Annotated in this window: 15 protein-coding genes and 1 pseudogene; 7 read left to right on the top strand and 9 right to left on the bottom strand. The window is 70.8% G+C overall.

Translation table 11 applies throughout. From position 1 onward, the window contains the following. Positions 1–166: 166 nt before the first annotated feature. From AC1UKG_RS13810 to AC1UKG_RS13795, 4 genes are all read left to right on the top strand, one after another. Positions 167–2,119, top strand: a complete 1,953-nt coding sequence (locus tag AC1UKG_RS13810; protein ID WP_482642166.1) for a CRTAC1 family protein — start codon at positions 167–169, stop codon at positions 2,117–2,119. Next, the gene (locus AC1UKG_RS13805) at positions 2,116–3,087 is read left to right on the top strand and encodes an enediyne biosynthesis protein (protein ID WP_482642167.1); all 972 of its coding nucleotides are present in this window, start codon (positions 2,116–2,118) and stop codon (positions 3,085–3,087) included. Before AC1UKG_RS13810 ends, AC1UKG_RS13805 begins: the two co-directional genes overlap by 4 nt. A 176-nt stretch (positions 3,088–3,263) precedes the next feature. Next, a complete protein-coding gene (locus AC1UKG_RS13800; RefSeq protein ID WP_482642168.1) occupies positions 3,264–4,124 on the top strand; it encodes a class I SAM-dependent methyltransferase in 861 nt (286 codons plus the stop codon). Positions 4,125–4,192: 68 nt separating this feature from the next. Then, on the top strand, positions 4,193–4,735 hold the full coding sequence (locus AC1UKG_RS13795) for an EF-hand domain-containing protein (protein ID WP_018815178.1): 543 nt from the start codon (positions 4,193–4,195) through the stop codon (positions 4,733–4,735). An 85-nt stretch (positions 4,736–4,820) separates the two neighbouring features. Here the strand turns inward: AC1UKG_RS13795 and AC1UKG_RS13790 are convergent, their stop codons facing one another. The 7 genes from AC1UKG_RS13790 to AC1UKG_RS13760 form a co-directional block, all read right to left on the bottom strand. Next, a complete protein-coding gene (locus AC1UKG_RS13790; protein ID WP_482642169.1) occupies positions 4,821–6,164 on the bottom strand; it encodes a cytochrome P450 in 1,344 nt (447 codons plus the stop codon). 100 nt (positions 6,165–6,264) lie between these two features. Then, entirely contained in the window at positions 6,265–6,807 is a 543-nt protein-coding gene (locus tag AC1UKG_RS13785; RefSeq protein ID WP_482642170.1) for a pyridoxamine 5'-phosphate oxidase family protein, read from the bottom strand. A gap of 247 nt (positions 6,808–7,054) precedes the next feature. Continuing rightward, positions 7,055–8,170 carry a nucleotide disphospho-sugar-binding domain-containing protein gene (locus tag AC1UKG_RS13780; protein WP_018744928.1) on the bottom strand — a complete coding sequence of 372 codons (1,116 nt, stop codon included), beginning with the start codon at positions 8,168–8,170 and terminating at the stop codon, positions 7,055–7,057. Between the two features lie 78 nt (positions 8,171–8,248). Then, entirely contained in the window at positions 8,249–9,307 is a 1,059-nt protein-coding gene (locus AC1UKG_RS13775; RefSeq protein ID WP_482642171.1) for an NAD-dependent epimerase/dehydratase family protein, read from the bottom strand. Then, on the bottom strand, positions 9,277–10,011 hold the full coding sequence (locus tag AC1UKG_RS13770) for a class I SAM-dependent DNA methyltransferase (protein WP_482642172.1): 735 nt from the start codon (positions 10,009–10,011) through the stop codon (positions 9,277–9,279). Before AC1UKG_RS13770 ends, AC1UKG_RS13775 begins: the two co-directional genes overlap by 31 nt. A 13-nt stretch (positions 10,012–10,024) precedes the next feature. Beyond that, positions 10,025–11,260 carry a class I SAM-dependent methyltransferase gene (locus AC1UKG_RS13765; protein ID WP_018815182.1) on the bottom strand — a complete coding sequence of 412 codons (1,236 nt, stop codon included), beginning with the start codon at positions 11,258–11,260 and terminating at the stop codon, positions 10,025–10,027. Positions 11,261–11,265: 5 nt separating this feature from the next. Then, positions 11,266–12,114, bottom strand: coding sequence for a class I SAM-dependent methyltransferase (locus AC1UKG_RS13760; RefSeq protein WP_018815183.1), 849 nt, complete (start codon positions 12,112–12,114; stop codon positions 11,266–11,268). A gap of 215 nt (positions 12,115–12,329) precedes the next feature. On the opposite strand from AC1UKG_RS13760, the gene AC1UKG_RS13755 reads away from it, so the two are divergent. The 3 genes from AC1UKG_RS13755 (at position 12,330) to AC1UKG_RS13745 (ending at position 14,728) form a co-directional block, all read left to right on the top strand. Continuing rightward, positions 12,330–13,346, top strand: coding sequence for a daunorubicin resistance protein DrrA family ABC transporter ATP-binding protein (locus tag AC1UKG_RS13755; RefSeq protein ID WP_029124244.1), 1,017 nt, complete (start codon positions 12,330–12,332; stop codon positions 13,344–13,346). After that, the gene (locus AC1UKG_RS13750; protein WP_018815184.1) at positions 13,343–14,167 is read left to right on the top strand and encodes an ABC transporter permease; all 825 of its coding nucleotides are present in this window, start codon (positions 13,343–13,345) and stop codon (positions 14,165–14,167) included. Before AC1UKG_RS13755 ends, AC1UKG_RS13750 begins: the two co-directional genes overlap by 4 nt. 99 nt (positions 14,168–14,266) lie before the next feature. Further along, entirely contained in the window at positions 14,267–14,728 is a 462-nt protein-coding gene (locus AC1UKG_RS13745) for an SRPBCC family protein (protein ID WP_482642173.1), read from the top strand. A gap of 205 nt (positions 14,729–14,933) precedes the next feature. Here AC1UKG_RS13745 and AC1UKG_RS13740 read toward each other — a convergent pair. Further along, positions 14,934–15,596: pseudogene (locus AC1UKG_RS13740) on the bottom strand (response regulator transcription factor); the annotation flags it as partial. Continuing rightward, positions 15,593–16,426 (bottom strand): sensor histidine kinase, encoded by an 834-nt coding sequence (locus AC1UKG_RS13735; RefSeq protein WP_018744937.1) that lies wholly within the window; start codon positions 16,424–16,426, stop codon positions 15,593–15,595. The pseudogene AC1UKG_RS13740 and the gene AC1UKG_RS13735, both read right to left, overlap by 4 nt. Positions 16,427–16,518 lie beyond the last annotated feature (92 nt).

Raw genomic sequence — 16,518 nt, 5'->3', positions numbered from 1 at the left:
GATTCTGGAACGCCGACCGGCACCGTGGCGTGGCTTCGCCTACGCGGGCGCCGCGATCACCGACGCGGCTCTGACCGACCTGACCGACTCGGCCTCGCTGCCCGCCTTCGCGTGTGGCGTCAGCGCATCGCCGACCAAATCGTCCTGCTGGAAAGGTGCTGATCGGGTGTCCATGATCCTTGGTTGGAGCCGACGTCATCTCGCCGGGCTGACCGCCCTGCTGCTGATCGTCGTCCTATTCCTGATCGCGAGACCGGCCACGGCCACCGACGACGAACGGCGGCAGGTGGCCGCGGCCTACCAGTTCACGCCGCTGTCCATCGCGATCCCCGGGGGCCTGCCGCAGCAGAGCATCCGCCGGGTCAACCAGGACTACACGCACATCGACGCCTGGATCTCCTCGATCGGCGCCGGCGTCGCCATGAACGACATCGACGGCGACGGGCTGGCCAACGACCTCTGTGTCACCGACGTACGGATCGACCGGGTGGTGGTCACTCCGGCCCCCGGTGCGCGACAGGAGCGGTACGAGCCGTTCGTGCTCGACCCGGCCCCGCTGCCGATGGGGCCACCCATGGCACCGATGGGCTGCGCCCCCGGCGACTTCAACGAGGACGGCCGTACCGACCTGCTGGTCTACTGGTGGGGCCGCACCCCGGTGATCTTCTTGGCCCGGCCCGGCACCGACGGGCTCTCCGAGGCGGCATTCCAGCCGGTCGAGCTTCTTCCGCCACCCGCCACCGCCGACGGCGGGTACGCCGGGCCGCGATGGAACACCAATACGGCCAGCGTCGCCGACTTCGACGGCGACGGCCACGAGGACATCTTCCTCGGCAACTACTTCCCCGATGGCCCGGTACTCGACCACAGTGTCAGCGGCGGAGTGACGATGAACCGGTCCATGTCGGCGGCGTACAACGGCGGGCGGAACCACGTCCTGCGCTGGACCGGCGCGACCGCCGACGCCGTCACCTTCTCCGACGTGCCGGACCTCTTCGACGAAAACGTCTCGCGCGGCTGGGCCCTCGCGGCAACCGCCACCGACCTCGACGGCGACCTGCTGCCCGAGCTGTACGTCGCCAACGATTTCGGCCCCGACCGGCTGCTGCACAACCGCTCCACCCCTGGCCAGATGCGGCTGACCCTCGTCGAGGGGGAGAACAGCCGGCTTACCGTGCCCAAGTCCAAGGTGCTCGGACACGACTCCTTCAAGGGCATGGGCGTTGACGTCGGTGACCTGGACGGCGACGGCCTCTACGACATATACGTCGGCAACATCACCACCCCGTTCGGCATCCAGGAAAGCAACTTCGCCTTCGTCAACCAGGCCCGCGACGAGGCCGATCTGCGCGAGCGGCTCGCCGCCGGCCGGGCACCGTTCGTGGACCGCAGCGCACCGCTGAACCTCGCCTGGAGCGGCTGGAGCTGGGACGTCAAGATCGCAGACCTCACCAACCAGGGCCGACCCGACATCGCGCAGACCAGCGGCTTCGTCAAGGGCGAGGTGAACCGGTGGGCGCAGCTTCAGGAACTCGCCACCACCAACGACACGCTGCTGGAGCACCCCCGGTCGTGGCCACGGGTCACCCTGGGCGACGACATCGCCGGAGGCCAGCCGCTGCGCCTGCACGCCCAGATGCCCGGTGGCCGCTACGCCGACATCGCCGGCGACCTCGGGCTGGCGGTACCGATTCCCACCCGCGGCATCGCGCTCGGCGATGCCGACGGCGACGGTCGGCTCGACATGGCGGTGGCCCGGCAGTGGGACGCCCCGGTGTTCTACCGCAACGACAGCCCCGGCACCGGGTCGCAGTTGTCACTGACGTTGACCCGTCCGCCGGTCGGCGACGCCGTCACCGGGTCACCGGTAATCGGCGCGGACGTCACTGTCCGCACCCCAGACGGCCGCCTGCTGCGCGGGCGGGTTGACGGCGGCAGCGGCCACTCCGGTCGGCGCAGCTTCGAGGTGCACATCGGCCTCGGCGAGGTCACCGGCCCGGTCCAGGTCGACCTCGCCTGGCGGGACCGGACCGGCGCGCCCCGCTCGCAGACCCTGACGCTCGCGCCCGGCCGGCACGCACTCACCCTCGGCAAGCAGGCACAGGAGGCGAGTTCATGACGAAGCCACGCGACCCGCGAGTGACCGCGCTGCGCCGCTTCGCGATCTCGATCACCGTCCTCAACATCCTCGGCTACACCGTCCTCGGCTTCGAGCAACCCGCGCTCTGGCCGGTGTACGCCGTGCTCACCGCGTACGGCGCCGAACTGCTGCTGGAGGCGTTGGGCGCGCGGGGCGAGGGCCGCCCCCCGCGGTACGCCGGCGGCCTCCGCAACCTGGTGGAGTTCCTCTTCCCCGCCCACATCACCGCGCTGGCGGTGAACATGCTGCTCTACACCAACGACCGGGTACTGGTGATGCTCTTCGGCGTGCTGGTGGCGATCAGCGGAAAGTGGCTGCTGCGGGCACCGGTCAACGGGCGGCTCCGCCACTACATGAACCCGTCGAACTTCGGCATCTCGATCGTCTTGCTGCTGTACCCGTGGGTCTCCATCGCGCCGCCGTACCACTTCACCGAGAACCTCTCCGGTCCCGCCGACTGGGCCGTCGTGGCGGTGGTTCTCGTCCTGGGCACCATGCTCAACGCCAAGCTCACCCGCCGGATGTGGCTGATCGCCGGCTGGCTGTCGATCTTCGTGGTGCAGGCCGTGGTCCGGGGAATCGTGCTGGACACCGCGATCCCGGGTGCCCTGGCCACCATGACCGGCACCGCGTTCGTGCTCTTCACCAATTACATGATCACGGACCCGGGCACCACACCGAGCCGGCCCGCCACCCAGTTCGCCTTCGGCGGCGGGGTGGCGTTGGTGTACGGCGTGCTGACCGGCGCATCGGTGGCGTACGGGCTCTTCTTCGCCACCGCGATCGTCTGCCTGGTCCGCGGCGTCTTCCTCTGGTCGCTGCACGTCGCGCGCCGGGAACAGACGCGCCGAGAGCAGGGACACCCCCGCTCACCGACGACACCCGAAACGCCGACGACGATCGGTCCGGTCTCCCCGGACCACCACAAGCGGCCCGTACCCGCCTGATCCGCGAACCGCACATCTCCAGGAGAGAGGACATGAGCAGAGTCGCGGTCGTCCGAGAGAGCTACCGCTACCCGGAAGGCCTGGGTGCTGCGTGCGCCGGGAGACGCCGACGGCCCACCTGTCATGCCGGAGTCGGCGCGGCCGGATGGGTGCTCGGACCGACAGGAGGAAGAGCGATGTCCATATCGACCGATGCCGCCGCCGTCAAGGCCGAACAGCGGCGGACCTGGGACGCCGTTAGCGACGGCTGGACGCGCGAGTGGCGAACCTTCGAGCGGGGCGGGACGGCGCTGACCGCGCGGCTGCTGGCTCTCGGCGGGGTGCGACCGGGCCACCGCGTCCTGGACGTCGCGACCGGGCCGGGGGAGCCGGCGCTCAGCGCCGCCGACGTGGTCGGTCCGACCGGTACAGTCACCGGCATCGATCTCTCCCCCGCCATGCTCGCCACGGCCCGCCGCCGCGCCGAGGGCCAGCGCAACGTCAACTTCCTCGTCGCTGACCTGGAGACGATGGAGCTCCCCCCGCACGCCTTCGATGTCGTGCTCAGCCGGCTCGGGCTCATGTTCGCCGTCGATCCCGACGCCGCGTTCCGCAGAGTCGCCCGACTGCTCGTCCCAAGCGGGGTGCTCGCCGCGGCCGTGTGGGGACCGCCGGCCCGGGTGCCGCTGATGTCACTCGGGTACGGCGTACTCGCGCGGCGGCTGGACCTCCCGTCCCCGCCACCGAACTCCCCCGGCCCGTACCGCCTCTGCGACCCGGCGGCGCTGGCAGCCGGGTTGACCGCCGCCGGACTGCGTGACGTGACCGTCGCCGGGTACCCGGTCCCGTTCCGCTTCCACGACCCCGGCGAGTACGCGCGGTTCACCCGGGCGGTGGCACCGCCGCCGGTACGCCAGCGGGTCGACGCGCTCGGTACGGCCGAGCAGGAGGCGCTCTGGGCCGAGGTGGCCGCCGCCGTCAAGCAGCACCTCGACCGGGACGGCGCGGTCGACCTGACCTCGACCGCACTCACCGTCCGGGCGGTCGCCCCGGCCTGAGCTGCGGCACGCCGGCGTCCACGAGGTGGGCGTAGCGAGAACCGATCCGTAGTAGAGGAAGGACCGGCATGACCACCGAACTGCAACGCCGCAAGTTGGAGAAGGTCTTCGCCTCGTATGACGCCGACGGCGACGGTGTCATCGATGGGCTGGACATCACCGCGATGGCCCAGATCTGGTGCGACACCTACGGGGTCGCGCCGTACTCGCCGGGTTGGCGACGCATTCACGGTGCGGCGGCCCGGATGTGGCGCGGGATGCGCGGCAGCGACGGACCGGATGGCGAGAAGCGGGTGACCGTCGCCGAATGGGTGGCCTGGGCCGACAAGCCGGACTTCTCGGAGTTCGTCAGCAAGGCGGCGGTGCCGTTCAGCCTGGCCGTCTTCGACGTGGCCGACGCCGACCGCGACGGGCGCATCAACCACGCGGAGATGTTCGCGGCGCAGAGCAAGAGCGGGATGCGTTCGGAGGAGACTCAGCGGGTCTTCGACCGGCTCGACACCGACCGGGACGGCTACCTCACCAGCGAGGAGTACGGCCGGGCGGCGCACGAGTTCTACCTCAGCGCCGACCCCGACGCGCCCGGCAACGTGATCGCCGGGGAACTCTGAACGGTGCTGCACCGGCGGGCCGGTTCCTCCGTACCGCGGCACGGCGGTCGCCCGGGCTGGGGCGACCGCCGGGGGCACCGGCCGGTTAGCGGCTACGCAGCCGGACGGTCATCGGGAGCGAGTCGACCGGCATGGTCATGGCCGGCACGGGCTTGGGCTGATGGCCCGGCACGGGCTCCAACCGCCAGCGGGCGACGATGCTGGCCAGCGAGACGATCATCTCGGTCCAGGCGAACTGGTCGCCGATGCAGCCGTGCACGCCGGTGGCGAACGGCATGAAGGCGCCGTGCGGCAGCGCCCGGGCCCGCTCCGGCCGCCACCGGTCGGGGTCGAAGCGCTCGGGCTCGGGGTAGATCCGAGGGTTGTGATGTACGGCGTGGAAGCTGTAGAGCACGGCTGAGCCGGCCGGGATCAGGTAGCCACCGAGTTCGGCGTCCCGGGCGGTCACCCGGTTGTTGAACAGGCCCTGGGTACGCAGCCGCAACGTCTCGGAGAGCACCTGGCGGGTGTACTCCAAGTTCGCGACGTCGGCGTAGCCCGCCGCCCGCCCGTCGAGCACCCGGTCGACCTCGGCGTACAGCCGCCGCTCCACTTCGGCGTCCGCGCCGATCTGGTGCAAGGCCCAGCAGAGCGTGTTGGCGATGGTGTTGCTGCCGGCGATGAAGAAGGTCATCACCTCGTCGTGTACCTGCTGGTCGCTCATGGCCGGTCGGCCGTCCTCGTCGCGGGCGAAGAGCATCATCGACAGCAGGTCGCCATGGTCGGTGCCGGCCGCACGGTACTCGGCGATGACCCGGCGGATGGTGGCCCGCAGGTACTCGGCCGCGGCGTCGTAGTCGCGGTTGGCCTGGGTGGGTAGGCGGGTCAGCACGCCGGTCACGTCGGTGATCCGGCGGAACAGTCCGCCCAGGACGGTGGTGGTCGCCGCCATGAACCGGGCGCGGTCGACGCTCCGGTCGCCGGCGAAGATGACCTCGACGACGTTGGTGAGGGCCAGCTCGTCCATCTCCTTCTCGACGGCGAGACGCTGGCCGTCCCGCCAGGAGTCGCGCGTGCCGGCGACGGTCCGGCTCATCAGTTCGGTGTAGTGGATGACCTTGTTGCGGTGGAAGGCGGGCTGGATCAGCGCCCGTTGCCGACGGTGGAACTCACCCTCGGAAGTGCCCAGACCGTTGCCGAACATGGACCGGAAGCGTTCGGTCATCGGTCCGCCCCGGACGAAGGTGTCACCGTCGCGGAGCAGTTCGCGCATCAGGGTGTGATCGTTGACCACGTACGCCGGGCGCCGGCCGAGCGCGATGGTGACCACCGGCTCCCCGGACTGGAGCTCGAGCAGGAACTCGGCGGGCCGTCGCTTCATGTGCAGGCCGTGGCCGAGCACGGGCAGCCGGCCGGGCGCCGACGTGGGTGTGCGCAGGGTCCTGGTCATGGTGGACTCTCTTGGTGTCGGGCCGGCGCGGCTGCCCGCGTCGGCGATGCCGGTGACGGGACCGGCGCCGCTGCCGACGCGACGGCGGTCCGGGGCGGGATCAGCGGAAGAGTAGTGCCTCGGCGGGCGCGCGCCGCCCGGCGGCGTGCCAGACCCTCGACGATCCGATGGTCTGCCCGTTGGCCAGGTCCTCAAGGGTGATCTGCACCCGCCAGGGGTCGAACTGGAGCACCTCGAAGCCGGCGTCGGTGGGGCCGTCGGGCCAGATCGCGTACGGGTCGAAGCCACGCTGCGTGGCCTCGGCGGCGACCAGATCCCAGACGTGGCGCTTGGTGTCGCCCGGTTCCAGCCAGGAGGCACGGCAGTCCACGAAGACAACGTCGTGCGCGGGCGTCCAGTAGCTACATGAGACGTACGGGTTGCGGGCCAGGTGTGCGGTCTTGACCGGCGAGCGGGAGGTGCTCACCCAGCCGGTCGGGCCGTCACCGACCTCCCAGGAGACATGCATGATGCGGCTGCGCGGCCGGCCCTGTCCATCGACGGTGGCCACGGTGCACCAGCCGATCTGGGTGGTCAGCCGTAGGAAGTCGTCACGGAGGTCAGCGAAGTCGGGGACCGGTTTGCTGAACGTGGAAGGCTCCATCCCGAGATGGTAGAGCCACCGCAATCGGGTTTGCTATATGATTCTCAATCATTGTGTGTGTACCTGACGATCATCCGGCCCCCGCACCCTGCGTGAGTGTCGACCGGCCGAGCTGGCCGCACGGCCACCGGTAGGGCGAGTCCGCGCGGCCCCGCTCTTGGCGGTGGCCGACGCGCAGCTGCGGTGACCCGACGGGCGACGACGGGCCGGTCCACCCGGCCGGGTCGTCGCCGCCCGCCCGTCGGGCTCACGCCAGGGCGGCTAACCGCGGCACCACGTCGGCCGGGGCCGGCAGCGCGGCGATCTCAGCCCGCACCTCCCGGGTCGCCCGGCCCAGTTCCACATCGGTGAGTAGCCGGCCGACCGCCGCGGCGTCCAGCTCCCGCATCTCGCCCAGCACGTGCGCCAGCCCTCGGGCACGCAGCAGCGCGCCGGTGACCAGCTCATCCGGCGCGCCGGGCAGCACCAGCTGGCGGACGCCGAGCGCCGCGCAGGTGAGGGTGGTGCCGTCCCCGCCGTGGTGGATCGCGGCGGCACAGCCACGCAGCAGCTGGTTCAGCGGCACCCAGCCGGTGGTGCGTACGTTCGGCGGCAGGTCCGCCGGCGCGGCCGACTCCCCGATCGCCAGCACGAACTCGGCATCCAGCTCGGGCGCGACGGCGAGCACCCGCTCGATGCCGGCGGCGAACCGGTCCGGCCCACCGAGCGTGCCGAAGGTGACCGCGATCCGGGGACGGGTGACCGGCTCCCGGAGCCAGTCCGGCAGGGTCCCACCGCCGTTGTACGGCACGTACCGCATGGACAGCTCGGCCGGCCCACCCTCCACCAGGCTGGGCGGGGCGATGTCCACGGTACGGATGCCCTCGGGCAGCGCCAGCCCGTGCCGGCGCAGCGCCACCGCGCCGGGCAGCTCGCGCAACAGCTCCGGGGTGAACCGGGCCAGCCCGAGGCTGTGCGCCACAGCGGGCACCTTCAGCTTGGCGGCGACGACCGGGCCGACCGCGAAAACCGGGTCGTACACCACCAGCTCCGGCTGGACCCATTCGCCGAGCGCGACGTGCGCGTCCACGAACGGATCCCAGGCCGCGACGATGTACGGCTTGCGCTGCTCCATCTCGCCGATCGGGTCGGCCCTGATGGGCTCAAAGAGACGCGGCACGTCCTGGGCGAATTGTGCCTGCATGTCCGCGGTTGTCCGTCCGGGTGCGGCGTCCAGGACCGGTAACCCGGCGTGGGCGACCGCCAGCGCATCACCGGCAGCGACGAAGATGACCTCGTGCCCCGCAGCGCGGAACGCCCAACCGAGCGGCACCAACGGGAACGCGTGGCCAATGGCCGGACCCGCCATGAACAGTACCCGCATGATTCCTGCCCTCCCTGTCGCCGAGGCGGGCCTACCGGCGCCGCCTCGTCGAGTCCGTGCCGCCGGTCGCGCCGCCGGTCATCTCGTCGCGCGCCGCACGCTTGGCGTCCCGCGCTTGGTCGGGTGCCGCGACTCCCGCACCGCCATCGGGTCTCCGAGACCGACGCCGGTGTACCGACGCAGCTCGTCGTGCCAGAAGTCGGTCACCGCCCGGTGCAGGTCACGCCGCGGCAACCAGTCCAGCGCCGCTGCGGCCGGCCCCGGATCCACGCAGGACCACTCCGTCGCGGCCCGCCAGCCGGGCCGTTCGGCGTGCTCCGTCACCGTCGCCGGCACCCCGCTGACCTGTACCAGGAGCCCCACCAGCGTCCGCACCGGCACCGCCTCGCCCCGGCCGATGTCGAGCACCCGGCCAGTCACCGGGCGTCCGGCGGCGGCCAGCACGGCTGCGGCGGCGTCCCGGACGTCAACGAAGTCGCGCCGGGCCACCAGTGGGGCCAGCGTCACCTCCGCCGCGAGCCCGGCCCGTGCCGCCGCCGCCAGCGCGCCGGCGACCCGGCCCAGCAGGCTGGTCGCAGGCAACCCCGGGCCGAGCGCGTTCACCAGGCGCAGCACCACCGCGTCGACGTGACCGGCGTGCGCCGCCGCCAGTACCGCACGGGTCGCGGCGAGCTTCGCCCGTCCGTAGGCGGTGCCGGGCGGGGGCGTACCGCGCGGATCGGCCGGTCCACCCCGCGGCTGCGGGCCGTACTCCAGCACCGAGCCGAGGTGGATCAGTCGTGGCCGACAGTCGGCGCGGCGTAACGCGGTGAGCAACAGGCCGCTGAGCCGGGTACAGCGGTCGGCCATCCGGTCGGGATCGAGCCCCCAACTGCTGCCGGTGGCGTCAACGACGGTGGCCGGGGCCTCGGCGTCCACGAGCCGGGCCAGCGTCTCCGGGTCGGTGTGACCGAGGTCGAGCGCGGTGAACCGGTGCCGGCGCCGGTCGGCCGGGACGTGGCGGGCCACGGTCAGCACCTCGTGACCGCTGTCGGCGAAGGCGTCCGCGACGTGGCGGCCGACGAATCCGGTGCCGCCCAATACCACCACCCGCGCCCGGTCGCCGGTCACCACGCACCCGCCGGGCGGGCGATCCACAGACCCCAGCGGAACGGCCGCGCCGCGACGTGGGCCGCCACGAGGCCGGCCCGGCCGAACGCGGCGGCGAAGTGCTCCGGCCGGAACAGCGTCAGCTCGGTCGTCGCCGTGTCGTGCCGGATACCCGCCTCCCGGTCCGCGTACGCCAGGTGCACGGTCATCCGGATCCGGTCGGGCGCGCCGTCGAGCCACACCGAGTGGGACAGCCGGACCACGACCCGGTCCTGCACCTCCACCACGTCGCGGGCCACGTGCCCGGGGACGAACTCCTCCGGCGTGTACCAGGGTTCCACCACCAGCACGCCGCGCGTGCTCAGGTGGGCGGCGAGGCGAGCCACCATCCGGTCCAGTTCCACCGTGCAGCGCAGGTGCGGTACCGCGAAGAGGCAGACGACCGTGTCGAAGACCGCAGTCAGGTCCAGATCCCGCATGTCCCCCTGGTGCAGGGGCACGCCCGGCACGCGGGTAGCCGCGTGGGCCAGCATCTCCGCCGACAGGTCCACCCCGGTCACCCGGGCGAAGTGGTCCTGCAGGTGGACCAGGTGCAGCCCGGTGCCACAGGCCACGTCGAGCAGCGTAGTAGCGGCGGGGTTGCCGTGCTGGACCAGCCGAGCGAGCGCGGCGGCCTCCGCTGGGTGATCGCGGCCTCGGTGCCGCATGACCAGGTCGTAGCACTCGGCATATCCGGCGCGGTAGATACTCACGGCACCGCTGCCCTCACCAGACGCGCACGGTGGGCACGTACTGGATCCATCGACCGCCGGCGGCCCGAAACCCGGTTTCCTTCGCCATGATCTCGTCGGCGTGGTTCCAGGCGAAGAGCACGGCGTAGTCCGGGTACGGGTCGGCGAAGGCCGCGGGTGGGCGGACCGGGATATGCGCGCCGGGGGTCAGCCGCCCCTGCTTCGCCGGGGTGGTGTCAGAGACGTACGAGACCAGCTCCGGCCCGAGGCCGCAGTAGTTGGTGACGGTGGCGCTCTTCGCGGTGGCCCCGTAGGCGGCGACCGTGCGGCCCTCTTCCTTCAGCGAGCGCAGCAGAGCGACCAGGTCCTGCCGGATACGCGCGACGTCGGCGGCGAACCGGCGCAACGCCTCGGCCCCGGTTACCCCCCGCTCCCGCTCTCGGCGCAGAAGCTCGGCGACGGCCGGAGACGGGGTGCGCCGCCCGGTGTGGGCGAGGGTGTAGCGCACCTCGCCCCCGTGCACCGGCAGCCGGCGAACGTCAACGAGTTCCAGCCCGAAGCGGGCAGCGGTGGCCCGCACCGAGTGGGCGGTGAAGTAGTAGAAGTGCTCGTCGTAGATCTGGTCGAAGGCGGCCTTGGCGAGGATGTCGCCAAGGTATGGGTCCTCGAAGACGAAGACTCCGTCGGGGGCGAGCAGCAGCCGGACTCCGCACAGTACCGAGTCGAGGTAGGGCAGGTGGCAGACCGTGTTGGCGGCGTAGATGACGTCCGCCGGCCCGTCGCTGGCGCGGACCTCCGCCGCGGTCTCCTCCTCGAAGAAGTCGGTGCTCACTCGTACGCCCTGCCGCCGGGCGAGTTCGGCGACCCCGGCGGACGGTTCGAAGCCGAGATGCCGTACGCCCGCGTCGGCCACCGTCCGCAGTATCACCCCGTCGTTGCAGCCCAGTTCGACGCAGAACGCGCCAGGGCTGGTCAGTTCGGTGGCGAGCAGTTCCCGGGCGGTGGCGGTGAAGTGCGCGCGCATCACCGTCGACAGCGACGATCGGTACGGGTAGTCGTGGTGGAACATCCGCTCGCGGGGCACCTCCTCGACGAGTTGGACCATCGTGCAGTCGGCGCACCGGCTCAGTGCGAGGCGGTAGAAGAACTCGTCGGCGAGTTCGGTGGGGCGCAGGAACGCGTCGGAGAGGGGCTGTCGCCCGAGGTCGAGCAGCTCGGTGATCGGGCCGCCGCAGATCCGACAGCCGCGGTCGGCGGGGACGATCCGCATCCTGCTCACCCCTGCGCCTCCGGCGGGGTCGGCGCGGGTTTGTGGGCGACGATGATGACGCAGCCGACCTTGGTACGCAGGACGTCGAGCACGGCCGGCATCTCGGCGAGAAAAGCGTCGATCTTCTCGGCCCCGTACGCGGCGGCGAGCGCGTCGCGCCGCTGCCGTACCCGCTCGTGGTAGGCCGGAAAGGAACGGTTGATCTTGTCGCCACAGCTGAGGAACTCGTCGACCGCGAACCCCGCGTCGCGGACCAGGTCAAACGCGGCCATCGGCGGACCGGGCGGGGCGAGTGTGAAATCGGTGAGGATCTGCCGGTCTCGCTCGGTGAGCGGGGCGTCCTCGGCGAGGTCGGTGAGCACCACCCGGCCGCCCGGCTTGAGCACCCGGTGGATCTCGGCGAGCCACTGCCGCCGGTCCTGCGCGTGCACCAGCGACTCGAAGGCGAGCACCGTGTCGAACGAGGCGTTCGGATAGCTCATCGCGGCGGCGTCGCCCAGCTCGAAACGGACCTGGCCCCGAAGCCCGGACTCATTGACGCGTTCCCGGGCCCGCCTGAGGTGCTCGCTGCTGTTGGTGATGCCGGTGATGTCGGCGTCGCTGCGCTGGCCGAGGCGGATAGCCGGCTCGCCGGCCCCGCACCCGACGTCCAGCAGCCGCTGCCCGGGGTGCAACGCGAGTCGGTCGCCGACGATATCGGTGAACCGGTTGATGGCCTCCAGGAAGGGTGTGCGGTCATCGTCGTCCTCCCACCACCCGAAGTGGATATTTCCACCGAGCACCTCGACGGCCCAGGCGCCGTCGTCGTAGATCTCCGCCACCTCGTCGACCTCGACCAGCTCGCGTGGGGACACGTCCACTCCTCACTCCCGTCGCCACATTCCGCTTGAGAATGCTATAGCTACTACCCGACGGGTGTCCATGCGGCGATCGAGTGTCGGGTAAATTCCGGGACATCCGGCCATTTCGGAGCAAGTTTCGTCGCCTTCGCGATAGAAGAATTGCGACACGTCGACTCAGAGGGCGTGACCGGACTAAAACGTCCTGCTACTATATATTTGTGAACGCTATGTCCCGTACGGCTGACTTGTCCGCACAGCAGACCAGCACTCCCGCCGTCAGCGTCACCCAGTTGCGCAAATCCTACGGTGGGGTGCACGCCGTCGACGGGGTCGATCTTCGTGTGCCGGCCGGAAGTGTCTATGGAGTGCTCGGCCCCAACGGAGCCGGCAAGACCACGATCGTCCGCACACTCGCCACTCTCATCCCACCCGACAGCGGCGAGGTCCGGGTACTCGGCCACGACGTGGTGCGCGAGGCCGGGTCGATCCGCGATCGGATCGGGCTGACCGGGCAGCACTCATCGGTCGACGAGGAGTTGTCCGGCCGGGACAATCTCGTCCTGCTCGCCCGACTCCGGGGCCTGTCCTGGCGCGAGGCCCGCAGCCGCGGCGAGGAACTGCTCTCCACGTTCGGTCTCGATGAGGCCGCCTCCCGGCTGGTGCGGACGTACTCCGGCGGCATGCGCCGACGGCTGGACATCGCCAGCAGCATGATCGTGACGCCTGACCTGCTGTTCCTCGATGAGCCGACGACGGGGCTCGACCCGCACAGCCGCAACCAGGTGTGGGACCTCGTCCGGGGCATGGTCACCGAGGGCGCCACCATCCTGCTCACCACCCAGTACCTCAACGAGGCGGACCAGCTTGCCGACCGCATCGCGGTCATCGACCACGGCCGGGTCATCGCCGAGGGCACTCCGGTGGAGCTGAAGCGGTCGGTGGGTTCGAGTGTGCTGCGGATACGGTTGCGCACCGCCGAGCAGCGGGAGACCGCCGAGCGGATACTGGCCGGGGCCCTGGGCGCCCAGGTACACACCGGAGCCGACCGGGCGGAGCTCAGCGCCCAGGTCGCGGCAGAGCACGACGCCACCCAGGCGCTGGCCGCCCTCGCCGGGGCCGGCATCGGGCTGGCCGAGTACGCCTTCGGCCACGCCACGTTGGATCAGGTGTTCCTCGCCCTCACCGGACACCCCGCCGACGGGGCGCGGACGGAGACCGAGACCGAGACCGAGGAGGCAGCGTGAGCAGCGCGGTGCAGGCCGGCGCCGGCCGAGGTGACTCTTCTCTCGCCGCGGCGCGGCCGAGGCGTCCGGGCCCGTTGTCGTCCACCTTGACCTTCGCCTGGCGGGCGGTGCAGAAGATACGCCGTGACCCAACCCAGATCCTTGAGGCCCTCGGCGTACCCATCATGTTCACGCTGGTCTTCGGGTTCCTGTTCGGTGGTGCCCTGGCCGGCTCGACCTCGAGCTACATGCAGTTCTACATCCCGGGCATCGTGGTGTTCACCGGGATCATGATCAGCATGCGGATCGGCGCGGTGGTCAACCTGGACAACTCCCGAGAGGTGTCCGACCGGTTCCGCGCGCTGGCCGTGTGGCGTCCCGCCGCGATCGTTGGCACCCTGCTCGGCAACAACGTGCTCTACATCGTCGGTTGCGCGGTCGCCGTGGCGGTCGGTCTCGCGGTCGGATTCCGACCGGAGGGCGGCGTGTTCGGCGTCCTCGCCACGATCCTGATCACCCTGGTCTTCGTCTTCTCCTTCTCCTGGGTGTACGTGGTCTTCGGGCTCGCCCTGAAATCACCGACCGCCGCGTTGAGCGCCTGCCAGGCGATCGTCTTCCCGGTCTCGTTCGTCAGCAACTTCTTCGTGCCGCAGGAGACGCTGCCGGGCTGGCTTCAGGCCGTGGTGAGCCTGAACCCGTTCGCGCTGACCATCACCGCCGCCCGTGGTCTGGCCCACGGCACGGCGACCGCCGGTGAGGTCGGTGCGGCGCTGCTCGGCTGCGCGGCGCTGGTGGTGATCTTCGCACCGCTCTCCATGTTCTTGTACCGGCGACGGGCCTGACCCACCCGTGCGGCGGACACGTGCCGCCGACTGCCACCTTTGTATGCAGTGCATGACTACACGAGAAGGGAACACGGCTACCCCGTGGACAGTGACCGTTTGACCCAAGCACCTGCCATCACCGCGCAGATGCTCATCCGCAAGCCCGTCACCGAGGTCTTCCAGGCGTTCGTGGACCCGGCGGTGACCACGAAGTTCTGGTTCACCAAGAGCAGCGGCCGACTCGAGCCCGGCGCCACCGTCACCTGGGACTGGGAGATGTACGGCGTCTCCACCGTCGTGACCGTCAAGGACGTCGAGGAGAACAGCCGTATCCTCGCCGAGTGGGATCCTGAGTCCCCCACCCAACTCGAATGGCGGTTCCTGCCGGGCGAGGGCAACACCACCCTGGTCCGAATCACCGAAACTGGCTTCACCGGCACCGCCGACGAGGCCGTGACGAAGGCGATCGACTCGATGGGTGGCTTCACCATGGTGCTCTGCGCCTGCAAGGCGCTGCTGGAGCAGAATGTGCTGCTGAACGCGGTCGGCGACGCCCATCCATCCGGCTTCGACGACTGACCAACGGCGCAGCGGGTGGACCGGGCACTTTCCGGTCCACCCGCTGTCGGCTCAGTCGGCGTCCATGTCGGTCACGATCATTGCCGTCACCTTCGCCTCATTGATCGGCTTGATCGTCATCACCGTCGCCGCCCGCCGTGCGCCGGTGCTGGGTGGTACGCCATAGCGTTTGGTGCACCCCGGTGATGTCATCGGCCGTCGGCGGACGGGACGGGCCGCCAGGGCGTACGAGACCGGTCTCATACGCCAGGACGACCGCCTGGGCCCGGTCCCGCAGGTGAAGCTTGGCGAAGATGCGCGCTATGTGCGTCTTGACGGTCGCCGCGCTGAGCGTGAGCCGCTGGGCGAGTTCGGCATTGGACAGTCCGGCACCGAGCAGGGTCAATACCTCGAGCTCACGCGGGGTAAGCGGGCTGAGGTCGTGGTGCGGTGACACCGGGGCGGACTCGGTGGTGAACCGCTCCACCAGGCGGCGAGTGATCGCGGGGGCGAGCAGGGCATCGCCGGTGGTGACGAGGCGTACCGCGTTGGCCAGGTGCTCGGGGGTCACGTCCTTGAGGAGGAAGCCGCTGGCACCCGCGGCGAGCGCCGCGTAGACGTATCGATCGAGGTCGAATGTGGTGAGCATGATGACCCGGCACCGCGGTAGCAACGCCATGACCTGCCGGGTGGCGGCGAGACCGTCGAGGTTCGGCATCCGGATGTCCATGAGAACCACATCAGGGTGGAGCCGTCTCGCCGCGGTGACGGCCTCAACGCCATCGGCGGCCTCACCGACCACCTCCACCCCGCGCGCCTTGAGGATCAGCCGGAATCCGGTGCGGACCAGCAGCTGATCGTCAGCGATGAGAACCCGTGGCCCGGTCACGCCGGGTCCAGGGGGATGCGGGCGCGAACCCGGTAGCCGCCGCCGAGACGACGCCGGGCGTCGAGGTCGCCACCGTAGACCGCGATCCGCTGGCGCAGGCCGCGCAGGCCGCGGCCGGCGCCATCGGCCGGTTGCCTTGCCGCGGGCAGGCCGGACAGGACGCTCGGCCCCGGATTGAGGACCTCGACGCGCAGGTACCGGTGCGCGTACCGGACCTCGACCTCGGCCCGGTCGGCTTCGCCGTGCTTGAGCACGTTGGTCAGCGCCTCCTGGATGATGCGGTACGCCGTCACGTCGATTCCGGTCGGTAGGGGATGCGGCTCGCCACTGACGCGTACGTCGACCGGCAGGCCCGCGAAGGCGATTCGATCGACCAGCTGACTCAGCTGGCTCAGGCTCGGCTGCGGCGCGTACTCGTCGGGCGTCTCGGTGGCTTCCCGGCCGTCGGCGGCGGGGGCGAGCAGTCCCAGCAGGTGCCGTAGCTCCGTCAGCGCATCACGACCGGCCCCCTCGACGGCGGCCAGCGCCTCGGCGGCCTCGGTTGGGACCGACTCTCCGGCGGCGGCCAGCACCTCCCGGGCGGCACCGGTCTGCACCACCATCACGCTGACGTGGTGACTCACGATGTCGTGCAGGTCCCGGGCGATGCGGGCCCGCTCGGCGTCAACCGCGGCAGCGGCGGCAGCCTGGCGCTCCCGTTCCAACAGCCACCCCCGCTCCGCCAAGACCCGGCGGTGCCGGTGTCGCGCACGGGCCGCGGCGATCCCGAACGCCACGGCGGCTCCAGCTGCCAAACCTGCTGCCGCCAGCGCGGCGGCCAAGGGAATCACCGGGCCACAATCTCAGATCGGGCGCGTGCACGCATCGGTCCCTGGTGGTGGTGGCGTACATCGGCAGGATGACACCCGGCGCCGAGTTACAT

Source organism: Salinispora sp. CH2A1_6 (assembly GCF_056820975.1).
The sequence above is the reverse complement of the archived record's forward strand: the minus strand, read 5'-3'. Positions and strand labels throughout refer to the sequence as shown.